The organism is Sulfitobacter noctilucae, from assembly GCF_000622365.1.
GTDB classification, from domain to species: Bacteria; Pseudomonadota; Alphaproteobacteria; order Rhodobacterales; family Rhodobacteraceae; genus Sulfitobacter; species Sulfitobacter noctilucae.
In genome coordinates, this window is the sequence record NZ_JASC01000014.1 from 754,708 (window position 1) to 770,344 (window position 15,637).

Consider the following 15,637-nt stretch of genomic DNA (forward strand, 5'->3'; position numbering starts at 1 on the left):
TGATGGCAACAGTCCTTTTTTCTGTGGCAGGTGCTGCAATCGGCGGCTCTGTCGGTGGCACACTTGCGGGTCTTTCATCGGTTGCCATTGGCCGCGCGGTGGGGGCCACGTTGGGCCGCGTCATCGATCAGCGCCTGCTGGGGCAGGGTGGTCAGGCGATTGAGACCGGCAAGGTAGATCGCATTCGGCTTACCAGTGCAGGAGAGGGCGACCCGATTGCGCAGACCTATGGCAGGATGCGATTGGGCGGGCATATCATCTGGGCGTCCGATTTTCAGGAAACAACCACCACGAGCGGCGGCGGTAAGGGCAGCAGATCGCAGCCGACAACCACCGAATACAGCTATTCAGTCAGCCTCGCCGTGGCTTTATGTGAGGGCGAAATTCTGCGAGTGGGTCGGGTTTGGGCCGATGGACAGGAAGTGGCCACAGATGACCTGAACATGCGGGTCTATCACGGCACAGCAGATCAATTGCCTGATCCAGTAATGGAAGCCATCGAAGGGGCGGGCAGAGTGCCAGCCTATCGAGGTACTGCCTATGTGGTGATGGAAGACATCGGGCTTGCTGCCTTTGGTAACCGCGTGCCGCAATTCTCGTTCGAGGTTTTGAGAGCGGAGCAGCCCGGTGTCGCAGGACAGGAGCACACTCCCGCTTTTGGCATTGAGGGTGTCGCGCTGATCCCTGGAACGGGGGAATACGCGCTGGCCACGACCCCGGTTAATTTTCAGCAATCAACTGGTGCTTTCACCAGCGCCAATATTTCGACCCCGCAGGGTAAGCCCGATTTCACCGTAGCCACGGAAGCGATGACAGAAGAGTTGCCGAACCTCAAAGCGGCATCGCTTGTGGTGTCGTGGTTCGGAGATGACCTAAGATGTGGGGAATGTAGCATTAGACCGAAGGTCGAGAACCCGTTTTTCGATTCTGCAGACATGCCGTGGAATGTCTCTGGTCTGGTCCGTGAAGAGGCGCAAGCCATCGTTCAGGAAGAAGGTCGCCCGATCTACGGGGGCACGCCGACGGACGCCTCGGTGATCGAAGCGATTAAAGCGCTTAGGACTGCTGGACAAGAGGTGATGTTCTATCCCTTCATTCTTATGGATCCCTACAAAGGCAACGATCTGCCTGACCCCTACAGCGACAATGAGTTTCAGCCCAATCTGCCGTGGCGCGGGCGTATCACCTTGTCCAAAGCCCCGGGACAGCCGGGAAGTCCTGATCAGACACCTTTGGCGAATGACGAAATAGATGCGTTCTTTGGCGGCGCGGTGGCGGAAGACTTTGAAGTGGAGGACGGCGTGATCCGTTATCTTCCCGAATGGGAAGAAGAAGAGGAAGGGGACACCATTGGCGAGGGCGAGGGAGGCGGCGAGGCCGAGGGTGAGACAGAAGCTGAAAGCGAGGGCGAGGACGACGAAACCGAAGAAGACACGCGTCTCCACTGGACCTTCTCCCGATTTATTCTTCACAATGCCATGTTGTGTGCAGAGGCCGGTGGGGTAGAGGCGTTCTGCATCGGATCCGAAATGCGCGGCATGACACAGCTGCGTGGCGGCGGCGGGGCTTTTGTGTTTGTGCAAAAGCTAAGGGCAATTGCGGCGCAGGTGCGGCTGATCCTTGGGCCGAATACCAAGATCAGCTATGCCGCTGACTGGTCTGAATATTTTGGCTATCAGCCGCAGGATGGAACTGGCGACAGGTACTTTCACCTTGACCCGCTTTGGGCTGACCCCAACATCGATTTCATCGGTATTGATAACTATATGCCGCTGGCCGATTGGCGCGACACCGAGGAGCATTTGGACGGTCAGACATGGGATTCAATTTACAATCTGGAGTACCTCAAAGCCAATATTGAAGGCGGCGAGGGGTTTGATTGGTACTACCATTCTACCGAAGCGCGGCAGGCGCAAATCCGGACGGAGATCACGGACGAGGCTTACTTCGAGCCCTGGATCTACCGGTACAAGGACGTGCGCAGCTGGTGGGAAAACACCCATCACGAGCGTGTAAACGGACAACGTCGTGCATCCCCAACAGCTTGGCTGCCGCAATCCAAGCCGATCTGGTTCACGGAATATGGCTGTGCTGCGATCGATAAAGGCGCAAACCAACCGAACAAGTTTCTGGATCGCAAAAGCTCTGAAGGGAAACTACCTTATTTCTCGACGGGCGCGCGGGATGAATTGATGCAGATGCAGTATCTGCGCGCGATGTCAGAGCATTGGAATGATCCGAATAACAATCCGCTGTCGACAGAATACGAGGGCAGGATGTTGGACATGAGCCGTGCTTTCGTTTGGGCGTTTGATACGCGGCCCTATCCGTTTTTCCCAAACAATGTCGACAAATGGAGTGACGGAGAGAACTATACGCGGGGTCATTGGATCAACGGGCGTACTGCGGGGCGCACACTGGCGTCTGTCGTCGCCGAGATTTGCACCCGCGCTGGGCTTAAGGCGTTCAGCACAGCAGGTCTGTATGGCTATGTGCGCGGCTATGCGGTGGATCAGGTCAGCGACGCGAGGGCCGCTTTGCAGCCTTTGATGATCCGTTACGGGTTTGATGCAATTGAACGCGATGGGCTGCTGCAATTTCGCATGCGCGACGGTCTGGATCCGGTGCCGCTTGAGCAAGGTTCACTTGCGGTAAGTGCAGAGCTGGATGGCACGGTTGAGCAGACCCGGGAAGCAGATGCCGAAGTCTCGGGCCGGATGCGACTGCGTTTCGTCCAGGCGGATGCTGATTTTGACGTCATCGCGGAGGAAGCGGTTCTCGCGGATGAAGCGACGCATTCTGTTTCCGGATCGGAAATCAATCTTGCCCTGACACGGGGAGAGGGGCGTCAGGTGGTCGAACGTTGGCTAACGGAGGCGCGGGTGGCGCGCGATACCGTTCGGCTCGCTCTGCCGCCGTCCCAGATGAACCTCGGTGCGGGCGATGTGTTTGAACTGTCTGCGGACGGTTCGGAGCGCCCTGCGCTCTACCGGATTGACCGAGTAGAGCAGTCTAATCTGCAGCTGATCGAAGGTGTGCGGATCGAGCCGCAAGTCTACGATATGGCCGATATATTTGACGAGGTGGTACAGGCCCGTGCCTTTGTCGCACCAACACCAATTCTGTCTCATTTCCTTGATCTGCCGTTGATCCGTGGTGATGAGGTGCCGCATGCCCCTCATATCGCGGCAACAGCGCAGCCCTGGCCTGGACCGGCAGCGCTGTACTCTTCCAGCACGGATGCGAATTATCAATTGAACAAGATCATTCCGACGCGGTCGATCATGGGTGTAACGCGCACCGCATTGCCGTTTGCCTGTTCTGGGGTGGTGGACCGGGGGGATGTGCTTGAAGTCGAATTGGTCAGCGGAACCTTGTCTTCAGTCACCGAAGACGCGCTGTTGGCGGGGGCGAACACAGCTGCGATCGGCGACGGAAGCTTTGATCAATGGGAAGTGTTCCAGTTCGCTGAAGCACAATTGGTGGCCCCACGTACCTATTGGTTGAGGAAACGTCTGAGGGGGCAGGCGGGCTCGGATGGGTTGATGCCGGGAAGCTGGCCTGCGGGATCGAATTTCGTCCTGCTCGATGGCACTCCTTCGCAGATTGAGCTAAGCCCCAACCTGCGGCGTGTTGCGCAGAATTTCCGGATCGGGCCAGCGCGGCGCGGGCTGGATGATCCTTCGTATCGCCACATCGTTCAAGCTTTTGATGGTAACGGGCTACGCCCCTATAGCCCGTGTCACCTCCAAGCCGTCAGGCAGGGCGATAGGTCATACACGGTCAATTGGATCAGGCGCACGCGCATCAATGGCGATAGTTGGGAGGCACCGGAGGTGCCGCTGGGCGAAGAGACAGAAAGCTATCTGCTGCGGATCATCCAGGGGACAGAAGTGCTGAGGGAGACCATGACTTCAAGTCCGGAGTGGACCTATACGGCTATGATGCAGGCCGCTGACGGGTCTGTGGCACCCTTTGATATTACAGTGGCGCAGGTTTCGGCCATATATGGCGCCGGGCTGGTCCAGCGTTTGCGTGTTGTGGGCTGATGCGACGGGTCTATTATAGCGATGTCTCTGGCGCAGCGCGGGTTTTGCTGAAAGTGCCGCGTGAAAGCCGGAGTGCGCTTTGCGCGCAAATGTTTGCGGAAGCGGAAACGGCGGACCGATTTCTTCGCAAATTAGGCAAGCTACATCCGGTCTATGGCAACGGCACGCTGCGTGGAGCGGCCTTCAGGCATGTGCCGGAACCTGAACCAAGCTTTGACAATCCCGATTATCGCGCCTGTTTTATGGAGGTCTTGCAGCGACTGGAACAGAAGGCTTGCGAAGTAGTGTAAGTTTCTTTGACATATCGTGATCAGAAAAATGCTGCGCCCGCGCTTTGCCTTTGGTAGGAACAAACTAAGTGCTGTCTAGGAACGCGACAAAGGATACCCTTATGGTCAACCCGCGCAGGAATATTGCCGCCGTCGATCCGGTCTGGGACCGTATCCAGACCGAAGCCCAGCAGGCCGCGCAAGATGAACCGCTGATTGGCGGATTTGTGCATGCTTGTATCCTGCATCATAAGACCATCGATAAAGCGTTATCCTACCGCATAGCAGCCAAACTGGCATCAAACGAGATGTCGATGGTCGTGGTGCGCGAGATTGTCGAAGAAGCCTATGCCGACGATCCGGGATTGGTTGAGGCCGCGCGCGCCGACTTGGTGGCGATTTACGAACGCGATCCGGCATGCCATCGTTTGTCCCAGCCAATTCTTTACTTCAAAGGATTTCAGGCCGTACAAGCCTATCGCGTGGGACATCATCTTTGGTCGAAAGGGCATCGTGATCTAGCCTATTTCATTCAGATGCGCGTGAGCGAGATTTTTGGCGTGGATATTCATCCGGGCGCACGTATCGGCCGTGGTATCATGATCGATCACGCCCACTCCATTGTCATAGGCGAAACCGCAATCGTCGGCGATAATGTCTCGATGCTTCATTCCGTGACATTGGGCGGCACTGGTAAGGAAGAAGAAGACCGTCACCCCAAGATCGCAGACGGTGTTTTGATTGGTGCCGGGGCAAAGGTGCTAGGCAACATCAAGATCGGCCATTGCAGCCGGATCGCAGCAGGGTCGGTGGTGCTGGAAGACGTACCACCGTGCAAGACTGTCGCGGGAATACCCGCGCGGATCGTGGGCGAAGCGGGCTGTGAGCAGCCTGCGATTTCGATGAACCACATGTTGGGCCCTTGGGACGAAGGCTAGAACGCTGTTGTAAAAGCAAAAAGGCCGGAGAAAACCTCCGGCCTTTTTGTTTTTCGGATGCTGCGGTTACGCCAGCATCGTCATCGGTGCCTCAAGGTTGTCCTTGATCGCATTCAGCAATTCGGCCCCCACTGCGCCATCAATCACGCGGTGATCGACAGAAAGCGTGACGGACATCACGGTTGCAACAGAAAGTTCGCCATCCTTGCCGACGATTGGCTTTTTGACCCCGGCACCCACCGCCAGGATGGCGCCGTGCGGCGGATTGATCACGGCATCAAAGTTGTCGATCCCGAACATCCCCAGATTGGAGATGGCAAAGCTGCCGCCCTGATACTCGTGCGGCGCGAGCTTGCGATCACGTGCGCGGGTGGCGAGGTCTTTCATCTCGGCGGAGAGGGCCGACAACGATTTCATCTCCGCATCTTTCAGTACGGGCGTGAACAATCCGCCCTCAATGGCAACAGCCACGGCCACATCCGATGGCTTGAGCTTCAACGTACGGTCTCCGGCCCAGACAGAATTGGCATCGGGCACCTGTTGGAGCGCCAAGGCGCAGGCTTTGATGATGAAGTCATTGACCGACAATTTCACACCACGCGGCTCAAGCTGTTTGTTCAACTGCGAACGGAAAGCCATCAGCGCGTCGAGTTGAATATCGCGGCGCAGATAGAAATGGGGCACGGTCTGTTTTGCTTCGGTCAGGCGCGCAGCGATGGTCTTGCGCATCCCGTCGAGCTTGATTTCCTCGTACTCGCGGCCTTCGTACATCTTGACAATGGTGTCTGTTGCCGGACCGGCTGGCGCAGCAGCCTTGGCCGCATCGCTGGCCGGTGCCGCCGCAGTAGCGCTTTTCTTTGGCGCGTCCGTCTTGGACAGCCCTTCCACGTCAGCCTTGATAATACGCCCATGCGGGCCTGAACCCTTGACCTGTGACAGATCAAGACCCTTGTCCGCTGCAATCCGCCTTGCGAGCGGGGTGGCGAAGATCCGCGACCCGTCAGCGGCAGACGGAGCAGCGGGTGCCGGCGTCGCATCTGTTTCGCCGCGTCCATAGCCCGACGCTGGCGCGGTCTGATCAGATGCTTCCGCCGGAGCCGCATTCGAGGGTGCCTCGGCCTTACCGTCAGATTCAGCCGTCTCTCCGATATCATCGGCGCTTTCGCCTTCTTCCAGCAGCACGGCGATGGCAGCGTTTACTTTCACGCCTTCGGTCCCTTCGGCGACGAGGATCTTGCCGATCACACCTTCGTCCACGGCCTCGAACTCCATCGTGGCCTTATCGGTTTCGATCTCGCACATCACATCGCCGGAGCTGACGGTATCGCCTTCCTTGACCAACCATTTGGCCAAAGTGCCTTCTTCCATCGTGGGCGAGAGGGCGGGCATGAGGATTTCTGTAGGCATTCTGTCCGCTCCTTATTTGTAGGTGACTTTTTTCACAGCTTCGATCACTTCATCGACCGTCAGCAGCGCGTGTTTTTCAAGGTTCGCCGCATAGGGCATCGGCACATCCTTGCCCGTGATATTGATCACCGGCGCGTCCAGATAGTCGAACGCCTCCTGCATCACCACGCTTGAGATATAGTTGCCTACCGACCCTTGTGGCCAGCCTTCCTCGACGGTGATCAGACGGTTGGTCTTTTTGACCGACTTGATGAAAGCGGGTGTGTCCATCGGGCGCAAAGTGCGCAGATCGATGACTTCGGCGTTGATCCCGTCTTCGGCCAACTTCTCTGCGGCTTGCAAGGCATAGCTCATCCCGATGCCGAAGCTGACGATGGTGACATCATCGCCTTCGCGCCAAATGCGCGCCTTGCCAAACGGCACCGTATAGTCATCAAGTTCCGGCACATCGAAACTGCGACCATAGAGAATTTCATTCTCAAGGAAGATCACCGGATTGGGATCGCGGATCGCTGTTTTCATCAGGCCTTTATAGTCAGAAGCGGAGTAGGGCATTGCGACCTTCAGACCCGGTATCTGCATGTACCATGCAGCGTAGTCCTGAGAATGCTGCGCGCCCACGCGGGCGGCGGCACCGTTGGGACCCCGGAATACCATGGGCGCACCCATCTGACCCCCAGACATATAAAGCGTCTTGGCCGCAGAGTTGATGATATGGTCAATCGCCTGCATGGCGAAGTTGAAGGTCATGAATTCCACGATAGGGCGCAAGCCGCCAAAAGCCGCACCCACACCGATGCCGGCAAATCCGTGTTCGGTGATCGGCGTGTCAATCACCCGCTTGGGGCCGAACTCATCCAGCATCCCTTGGGAGATCTTGTAGGCTCCTTGATACTCGGCCACTTCTTCGCCCATCAAGAACACGCTTTCGTCGCGGCGCATTTCTTCCGACATCCCGTCGCGCAACGCCTCGCGGACCGTTTGTTGCTTCAGAGTTGTCCCTTCGGGCCAATCGGGGCTTACGTCAGGCTCCGGATGGCTCATTCCGGCGGCGGGGGCTGTCTCGGACGACTGCTCCTTGTCGGCAGGGACGGGGGCAGAGGCGGGTTCCGACTTGGCCGTGTCGATATCATCGGCACTTTCGCCTTCTTCAAGCAGCACCGCGATGGCGGTGTTTACTTTGACGCCTTCGGTGCCTTCAGCGATCAGGATCTTGCCCATCACACCTTCGTCCACGGCTTCGAACTCCATCGTCGCCTTGTCTGTTTCAATCTCGGCCATGATGTCACCGGAGGACACGGTATCGCCCTCCTTGACCAGCCATTTGGCCAGCGTGCCTTCTTCCATCGTGGGGCTCAGGGCGGGCATGAGAATTTCAGTAGCCATTGTTCAAGCCTCCTGCGGAACTTCGGTTGCGTAGATATCGGTCCACAATTCGTCGAGATGCGGCTCGGGGCTTTCCTTGGCGAATTCGGCGCTGTCGTTGACGACCTTCTTGATCTCTTTGTCGATGGCTTTCAGATCATCCTCAGTCGCGTGTTTGCCGGTCAGCAACATGTTGCGCACAGCCTCGATCGGGTCACGCTCGTCGCGCATCTTCTGCACCTCCTCGCGGGTCCGGTACTTGGCCGGGTCCGACATCGAATGCCCTCGATAGCGATATGTTTTGATCTCCAGAATATAGGGACCGTTGCCCGCACGACAGTGGGCCACGGCCTTTTCGCCCGCTTCCTTGACGGCCAGCACATCCATGCCGTCAACTTCTTCGCCTTCGATGCCGTAAGCCGCACCGCGCTCCCAATAGCTGGTCGAATGGGTGGAACGCTGGGTCGAGGTACCCATGGCGTACTGGTTGTTCTCAATCACAAAAATACAGGGCAGGTCCCAAATTTCTGCCATGTTGTAGGCCTCATAGACCTGACCCTGGTTCGCCGCGCCATCGCCGAAATAAGTGAAAGTCACATTGTCGTTGCCGTTGTACTTATCAGCAAACGCGAGGCCCGCACCCAGCGGCACCTGCGCCGCAACAATGCCGTGACCGCCATAGAAATGCTTCTCTTTCGAGAACATATGCATGGAGCCGCCCTTGCCCTTGGAGTATCCACCCTCGCGGCCCGTCAGCTCGGCCATGACCCCGTTGGGGTCCATGCCGCAGGCCAGCATGTGACCGTGATCGCGGTATGATGTGATGCGCTTGTCGCCTTCCTTCGCAGCGGCTTCGAGCCCGACGACAACGGCTTCCTGTCCGATGTAAAGGTGACAGAAACCGCCAATCAGACCCATGCCATAAAGCTGTCCTGCCTTCTCCTCGAACCGCCGGATCAGCAGCATGTCTTTGTAGTAGGCTTTCAGCTCATCTGCCGACACATTTGGCTTCTTGGTGGATTTCTTCGCCGCCATGTGGCGTCCCTCCCTCAGTGCATTGCACAAATAGTTTAGCGTTAAACTAATACCTACCGGATTCGCGCGAAGATTGGTAGGGGGCAAACGCTTGCGATTGTCTTGGCCCTTGTACCGGCGGCGCTTGACCGCCGCTTCCCACAACCTTGTGTGATCTAACGTTCTAAGTGAAGGCGTTGTATCGACAAAGCGCAAGAAGCCTTAGACATTTTGATTTGAAAACAACCGTCGAATACGAACGATCGTGGGGCAGAGATCGGTCCAAGTTGGCAGCTCGACTTTGCTGTTACCGTTCAGAGCTTTACCGAATGACGATCTCATCCGTGCGCACCATGCCAAGCACACTGCGGGCACGTTCGTCGAGCAGATCAAGATCAAGATAATCGTCTGACATGCGTTTGGTCAGGTTTTCCATCTCGGCCACCTCGGCCCGCACCTGTGCCAACTGGTTGCGAAGGTCTTGGCTCTCCGCCACGATCTCGGCCCGGCGGAACAGGCCAAAGTCACCCTGCACAGCGGCAAAAGTGAAATAGAGGCTCAACGCGAAAGCAATCGCGAAAAAGATCAATGTGCCGAAGGGCGGTGTGCGGGTCATCTGGTCTGCCTCGATCGTCTCTTGGTGGACGTAACACAACTATGACACAGGCGATTCGCGATGTGAATCCCCTACGTCCCAGAACCCGTAGTTTTTAATCGAATTGAGGCGGTCAGTGCCCTATAGAGGGCGCCCTTCAAGCGCAGCCACGCCGGGCAAGGTTTTGCCCTCCATCCATTCCAGAAATGCGCCGCCAGCGGTGGAGATATAGGTGAAGTCATCGGCAGCGCCCGCTTTGTTCAGCGCGGCTACCGTATCCCCGCCCCCTGCGACAGAGGTCAGCACACCGTCGCGGGTGCGCTCTGCGGCGATCTGCGCCGCCGCAACGGTGGCCGTATCAAAGGGAGAGATTTCAAACGCGCCAAGGGGGCCATTCCAGATCAGAGTCTTCAAACCTTGAAAGGCCGCGCGAACGGTTTCGACGCTTTTCGGCCCTGCATCCAACACCATCTGGTCGGCCTTCAGTCGGGCATCCGGGCCCAATTGCTGTACCTCATGCGCGGCCCCTTCCGCAAATTCACGCGCCACCAGCCCGTCTTCGGGCAGGATCACGCGGCAGCCGGATCGGTTTGCCTGAGCCAGAATGTCCTGCGCCGTTGTGTAATAATCCAGCTCTTGCAGCGAGGCACCCAGTTTGGCACCCATCGCGCCCAGAAAGGTATTCGCCATGCCGCCACCGATCACCAGAAGATCAAGCCGGGTCACGAGGTTTTCAAGGAGTGCGATCTTGGTCGATACCTTCGCACCACCCACCACGGCGCCGACAGGCCGCTCGGGTTTGGCCAAAGCGGCCTCAAGCGCGCGCAGTTCCGCTTGCATCAGGCGCCCTGCGCAGGCGGGCATCAGCCTTGCTATGGCCTCGGTTGAGGCATGCGCACGGTGTGCGGCAGAAAACGCATCGTTACAGTAGATATCACCAAGCGCTGCAAGTCTGCGGGCAAAATCGGCATCATTCGCCTCTTCCCCCGGATAAAACCGGATATTCTCCAAAAGCAGCACATCGGCATCGAGGGCCTCTTGCGTCAGGTTCTCGGCCCCCTCCAGCGTCTCGATCATCACAACATTGCAATCCAGCGCCGCAGTCAGCGCAGGCAACACCTGTCCAAGGCTCATCTCAAGGTTCACCTTGCCCTTGGGCCGCCCGAAATGGGCAATCAGCATCGGCTTGCCGCCTTTCTGCAGGATGTCGCGTACGGTTGGTACAATCCGTTCGATCCGCGTCGCGTCTGTCACGCGGCCATTTTCGACAGGCACATTGATGTCCACGCGGACCAGCACGCGTTTGCCTGCAAGATCCATATCATCCAGTGATTTCCAGCCCATCGCGCGTCTCCCGTAATTGTGTAGGTGGTGTTTTGCCTTTCTGGCGCTCTTGGTCAATGCACATGCTTGGCAATCTGGGTCAACGGGCCTAGGTAGAGGCAAATAAGTTAAAAGGAGCACGGCATGGCCGAGATCAAAGACCCCGAAAACACGATCCTGATGGAGCTGAAGGGTGGCACTGTGACCATCGAACTGCTGCCCGATGTGGCCCCCAAGCATACCGCCCGGATGAAAGAGCTCGCGCGTGCAGGTAAATACGACAACGTCTGTTTCCACCGCGTGATCGACGGTTTCATGGCCCAGACAGGCGATGTGGAGCATGGCAACATGGAAGGCGACTTCAATCTGCGTATGGCAGGCACGGGCGGCTCCGATCTGGGCAATGTGCCGGCCGAATTCTCCAAGGTGCCCCATGCGCGTGGTTCCTTGGGTGCGGCACGCTCGGCCAATCCGGATTCGGCCAACAGCCAGTTCTTCATCAACTTCAAAGATAATGATTTCCTGAACGGCCAATATACCGTTTACGGTCAGGTCACATCAGGCATGGAACATGTCGATGCCATCGCAAAAGGCGAGCCACCCGCCGAGCCGGATCGCATGATCAGCGTTAAGGTCGCCGCGGATGTTTAAGACATCAGTGACAACCGCGCTTTTCGCGGCACTTATCGGCACGCAGGCTTTGGCAGCCGGTCTTGAGATCAATGTCGAAGGCGAAGCCAACGGGACAATCAAGATCGACCTGTTGGAAGATGTCGCCCCTGCGCATGTCGAACAGATCACAACCTTGGCAGAGCAAGGGGCCTATGATGGCGTCGTGTTCCACCGGGTAATCGATGGTTTCATGGCTCAGACCGGCGATGTGCAGTTCGGCAAAATGGGCGACGATATGCGCCGCGCGGGTACGGGCGGTTCCGACCTTCCCGACCTCGCAGCGGAGTTCTCGGACATTCCTTACGAGCAAGGCGTTGTCGGCATGGCCCGCAGCCAGAACCCGAATTCTGCCAACAGCCAGTTCTTTATCATGTTCGGCCCGGCGGCTTCCCTGAACGGTCAGTACACCGTGGTAGGACGTGTGACCGAAGGACAGGACGTGGTTGACGCGATCAAGCGCGGAACCGGCGGCAACGGTGCCGTTATCGGTGCGCCAGACGTGATGACCTCGGTCACAGTGACGGAGTAGGGGATAACCCCAACCGACGGACGAGAACCAAAAGGGCGTGCCGCGGGGCGCGCCCTTTTTCTCTTGTCTGCAGGTGGCACGCGGCTGTAGCGCAAAGAAAAAGGCACTGCGCCATCCGGTGCAGTGCCTTCCTAATTAACGTCGTGCTGTCGGCTCTTACTCGGCAGCAGGGTTCGCTTTGGGCGCTGGCGAAGACTTTGCACCGGGGTTCAGCGGATCGTCCTGACGCTGTACGGAGCCTTCGAAATGCGCGCCGGATTCGATCGCGATTGTCTTGTGGATGATGTCGCCTTCAACACGCGCAGTCGAGGTCAGACGCACTTTCAAGCCACGCACACGACCTACGATGCGGCCATTGATCACGACATCATCGGCGATCACTTCACCCTTGGTGGTCGCCGTTTCGCCGATGGTCAGCAGATGGGCACGAATGTCGCCCTCGACAGTGCCTTCAACCTGAATATCGCCGGTTGTCTTCATATTACCGGTCACATGCAGATCAGCAGAGAGCAAAGAGGCGGGCGGCTTGGCCTTCGGCGCGGAAGCTTTGAACTCGCTCGGTTTGGACTGCTGGGCAGTCTGTGGCGCAGGAGAGCTCGAAGGTGTGGACGTCGTGGCACGTGCTTCGCCGTCCTTACTGGGTGCGGGATCGTTGATTTTGCTTTTAGAAAACATCGTTTGCTGCCTTGATATAGATCATCGGGTTTACAGCCTTACCACCTACACGCACTTCATAGTGCAGGTGAACGCCGGTTACTCGTCCAGAGGCTCCCATATCACCAATTTGCTGACCGCGCGAGACCCTTTGTCCGACTTTTACACGCAGCCGTGACATGTGCGCATATCGCGTTTCGATGCCGAATTCATGCTGTATTTTGACCAACCTACCATATCCGGACTGCCAGCCCGAATGGGTCACAACACCGTCCGCTGTGGCATAAAGCGGTGTGCCCAAACCGGCGGCAAAATCGACGCCAGAATGCATCCGGCGACCACCTGTTTTTGGGTCGCGACGAAAGCCGAACTTGGAGGTGAACCGGAAAGCAGATTTCACAGGGTTCGCAAAAGGCGCTTTCTGTGCCGCGATGCGGTAGAGGTTCAAACGGTCCATCTGGTTCAACAGGCGGTTGGCCCGCAGCGTATCGGCGCTTGGTGCTTCACCACGCGTGGTAAAGGACAGCGGTGCCAGTGGTCCGCCCTGACCAGAATAGCCACGGCGTACGGTTTCAAGGATACGGTCGGTCGGCATGCCAGCGCTGCGGAACATCTTGTCCAATGGCGCAACAGACACGGTCATCGCCTCTTCAAGCTGGCGGAAAATTGTATCGTTCTGATCCCGCATCAAAGCAATTTCCTGCGTCATGCGGTCTGCTTGCAACAGCGCTTCTTGTGCTTCGGCGACAACCTGGTCGCGCTCCTTGGCGGTCCGCTCAAGCGCTTGGGCCAGAAAATCAATCGGTGCGGAGTTTGCCGCGGTCTGCACGGTAGTAGCGCCGCCTTCTTCCAGCGACCCTTCAAGGCTTGCCAGCTGGTCACGTGCCGCCTCGCGGTCCTGCATCGTTTCGCGCAGCGTGCTTTGAATAACGTCGATCCCGGTTTCCAGCTCACGGCGATGTGTCTCGGACTGCAACAGCTCGGATTGCATGATCGAAATCTGCTTGAGCGCGACGTTGAACCGCTCCTGCGCCGCAAGCGCCTCGGACGCGCGGATGTCGCGCTGCGAGGACAGATCGTTCAACCGGGCCTGATAGGTGCGCTGGTCGCGTTTGGCTTGTTCGCGAAAGTTGCCGGACCCGATGCTGTCCATCAAGATCACGGCAGTGGCGATAATGGACCAGGCAACCAAAAGAGCGCTGCCTGCAAAAGCCACCAACTGGGTGCCGGGGCGCAAACGGATAAAGCGGGTGTCGTTGTCAGATTTCAGGAATACACGGCGTTCGGGAAAGTAAGTCTCCAATATAGAATGGATTTTTATACCGAGCCGTGTACGCATGTTGTCGATCCTTGGTCTGTCCCAACGTAGCCACGGTTTCCCCGCCGCCATTTTTCATTGATGGCTGTCTATCCAGTGGGGGCAGGTGGGGCAAGTCTGTTGACCCAAGCCGCTACGTCAAATCAGCGGAATGATGCAAACTGGCAAAAATCCGCCGATACCAGTGACTTGGGTTGCGTGCTTCACACTACAACCTGTGCGGAACTCAGGCTGTCAGGGGCCAGTAGAAGTCCGGCGGGATGCCCGCTTCGGCGCGTTTCTCTTCATTGAACGGCGGCTTCAACGCCCCGTGAAAGTACTGGCGCACCAGCGCGTGAAACCGCTCTTTGGGGTCTTGATCATGCCTGCCGCACAGAAAGTGGAACCATTTGCTGCCGTAGGCCACATGGGCCACTTCCTCCCCATAGATCGTTTCAAGCGCTTTCACCGCGCTGTCTTGCTTGGCCTGTTTGAACAGCTTGATCATGCCTGGTGTCACATCCAGCCCGCGGGCTTCAAGGACCATTGGCACCACGGCCAATCGCCCCATCAGATCGTCCACCGTATCTTCGGCAGCGCGCCACATGCCGGCATGGGCTGGCAGGGCACCGTAGTAACTGCCGCGTTCCTCAAGACAATCAGCCATCAGGTTGAAATGTTTGGATTCTTCATCCGCAGCCTTGACCCAGTCATCATAGAATCCCATCGGCATCGGGGTGTCGGTGAACCGTGCAACAACATCCCAATGCAGATCAACCGCATTCAATTCGATATGCGCGACAGCATGCAAAAGGGCGATGCGACCTTCCGGCGTGCCGGGCTTGCGACTGGGCACATCACGCGGGCTCAGCAGCTCCGGTTTTGCGGGGCGTGCGGGGTGTAGCGGCGGCGCGGCAGAGCCGATCTCTGGCGTTTCGCCCCCGGCGCGCGCCGCTTGCCACTCGGCTGCATAGCGGCGCGACAGGGCAGTCTTTTCCCGTCCGTCCGCACAGCGCAGCACCGCTTCCGCCATTTGCGCAAGCGGGATCATAGCCCACGTGCCGCTTCTAGTACCTCTTCCACATGGCCGGGCACTTTAACCTTGCGCCAGACCTGCGCGATGGTGCCATCCGCAGCGATCAGATAGGTCGCCCGCTCGATCCCCATGGACTTCTTGCCATACATATTCTTTTCGACCCAGACGCCGTAGTCCTCCGTCACGCTGCCTTCTTCATCCGACAACAGCGGCACGGTCAGATCATGCTTGGCCGTGAATTTATCGTGTTTGGCCATCGTGTCGCGGGATATGCCAAATACCTTCGCACCCGCCGCCTCGAATTCGGCCAAAGCACCGGAAAAGCCGATGCTCTCTTTCGTGCAGCCCGGCGTGTCGTCACGCGGATAGAAAAACAGCACCACGGGCGTGCCTTTCAGGGCGCTTAGCGTTACATCACCGCCGCCGGTGACAGGCAGGGTAAAATCGGGTGCGGTGTCGGAAACCTCGGGCATGTATCACATCTCTTTC

General features: G+C 57.8%; 14 protein-coding genes. 5 read left to right on the top strand and 9 right to left on the bottom strand.

The window, feature by feature from the left end; genetic code table 11:
* Nucleotides 1–2: 2 nt before the first annotated feature.
* From Z945_RS20880 to cysE, 3 genes are all read left to right on the top strand, one after another.
* On the top strand, nt 3–4,049 hold the full coding sequence (locus Z945_RS20880; protein ID WP_025052697.1) for a baseplate multidomain protein megatron: 4,047 nt from the start codon (nt 3–5) through the stop codon (nt 4,047–4,049).
* Entirely contained in the window at nt 4,049–4,339 is a 291-nt protein-coding gene (locus tag Z945_RS0113825; RefSeq protein WP_025052698.1) for a DUF7742 family protein, read from the top strand. Before Z945_RS20880 ends, Z945_RS0113825 begins: the two co-directional genes overlap by 1 nt.
* 101 nt (nt 4,340–4,440) lie before the next feature.
* Nucleotides 4,441–5,256: a serine O-acetyltransferase gene (cysE, locus tag Z945_RS0113830; protein ID WP_025052699.1), complete on the top strand. Its 816-nt coding sequence runs from the start codon at nt 4,441–4,443 to the stop codon at nt 5,254–5,256.
* A 66-nt stretch (nt 5,257–5,322) separates the two neighbouring features.
* Here the strand turns inward: cysE and Z945_RS0113835 are convergent, their stop codons facing one another.
* The 5 genes from Z945_RS0113835 to Z945_RS0113855 all read right to left on the bottom strand — a co-directional run bounded on the left by Z945_RS0113835 (nt 5,323) and on the right by Z945_RS0113855 (nt 10,981).
* A complete protein-coding gene (locus Z945_RS0113835; RefSeq protein ID WP_025052700.1) occupies nt 5,323–6,663 on the bottom strand; it encodes a pyruvate dehydrogenase complex dihydrolipoamide acetyltransferase in 1,341 nt (446 codons plus the stop codon).
* Nucleotides 6,664–6,675: 12 nt separating this feature from the next.
* Entirely contained in the window at nt 6,676–8,049 is a 1,374-nt protein-coding gene (locus Z945_RS0113840; RefSeq protein ID WP_025052701.1) for a pyruvate dehydrogenase complex E1 component subunit beta, read from the bottom strand.
* Between the two features lie 3 nt (nt 8,050–8,052).
* A complete protein-coding gene (gene pdhA, locus Z945_RS0113845) occupies nt 8,053–9,063 on the bottom strand; it encodes a pyruvate dehydrogenase (acetyl-transferring) E1 component subunit alpha (RefSeq protein WP_025052702.1) in 1,011 nt (336 codons plus the stop codon).
* A 301-nt stretch (nt 9,064–9,364) separates the two neighbouring features.
* Nucleotides 9,365–9,658 (bottom strand): FtsB family cell division protein, encoded by a 294-nt coding sequence (locus Z945_RS0113850; protein ID WP_025052703.1) that lies wholly within the window; start codon nt 9,656–9,658, stop codon nt 9,365–9,367.
* A 120-nt stretch (nt 9,659–9,778) separates the two neighbouring features.
* Nucleotides 9,779–10,981, bottom strand: coding sequence for a phosphoglycerate kinase (locus Z945_RS0113855; protein ID WP_025052704.1), 1,203 nt, complete (start codon nt 10,979–10,981; stop codon nt 9,779–9,781).
* Between the two features lie 123 nt (nt 10,982–11,104).
* Between Z945_RS0113855 and Z945_RS0113860 the strand changes: the two genes are divergently transcribed.
* Both Z945_RS0113860 and Z945_RS0113865 read left to right on the top strand, forming a co-directional pair.
* Complete coding sequence (locus tag Z945_RS0113860; RefSeq protein ID WP_025052705.1) at nt 11,105–11,611, top strand: peptidylprolyl isomerase; 507 nt, start codon at nt 11,105–11,107, stop codon at nt 11,609–11,611.
* Nucleotides 11,604–12,161 (top strand): peptidylprolyl isomerase, encoded by a 558-nt coding sequence (locus Z945_RS0113865; RefSeq protein ID WP_025052706.1) that lies wholly within the window; start codon nt 11,604–11,606, stop codon nt 12,159–12,161. The genes Z945_RS0113860 and Z945_RS0113865 overlap by 8 nt, the downstream gene beginning before the upstream one ends.
* A gap of 156 nt (nt 12,162–12,317) precedes the next feature.
* On the opposite strand, the gene Z945_RS0113870 is transcribed toward Z945_RS0113865, so the two are convergent.
* The 4 genes from Z945_RS0113870 to Z945_RS0113885 form a co-directional block, all read right to left on the bottom strand.
* Nucleotides 12,318–12,836 carry a bactofilin family protein gene (locus tag Z945_RS0113870; RefSeq protein ID WP_025052707.1) on the bottom strand — a complete coding sequence of 173 codons (519 nt, stop codon included), beginning with the start codon at nt 12,834–12,836 and terminating at the stop codon, nt 12,318–12,320.
* Nucleotides 12,826–14,154: a M23 family metallopeptidase gene (locus Z945_RS0113875; protein ID WP_025052708.1), complete on the bottom strand. Its 1,329-nt coding sequence runs from the start codon at nt 14,152–14,154 to the stop codon at nt 12,826–12,828. The genes Z945_RS0113870 and Z945_RS0113875 overlap by 11 nt, the downstream gene beginning before the upstream one ends.
* A gap of 205 nt (nt 14,155–14,359) precedes the next feature.
* Nucleotides 14,360–15,163, bottom strand: coding sequence for a ferritin-like domain-containing protein (locus tag Z945_RS0113880; protein WP_025052709.1), 804 nt, complete (start codon nt 15,161–15,163; stop codon nt 14,360–14,362).
* The gene (locus tag Z945_RS0113885; protein ID WP_025052710.1) at nt 15,160–15,621 is read right to left on the bottom strand and encodes a peroxiredoxin; all 462 of its coding nucleotides are present in this window, start codon (nt 15,619–15,621) and stop codon (nt 15,160–15,162) included. The genes Z945_RS0113880 and Z945_RS0113885 overlap by 4 nt, the downstream gene beginning before the upstream one ends.
* Nucleotides 15,622–15,637: the final 16 nt, after the last annotated feature.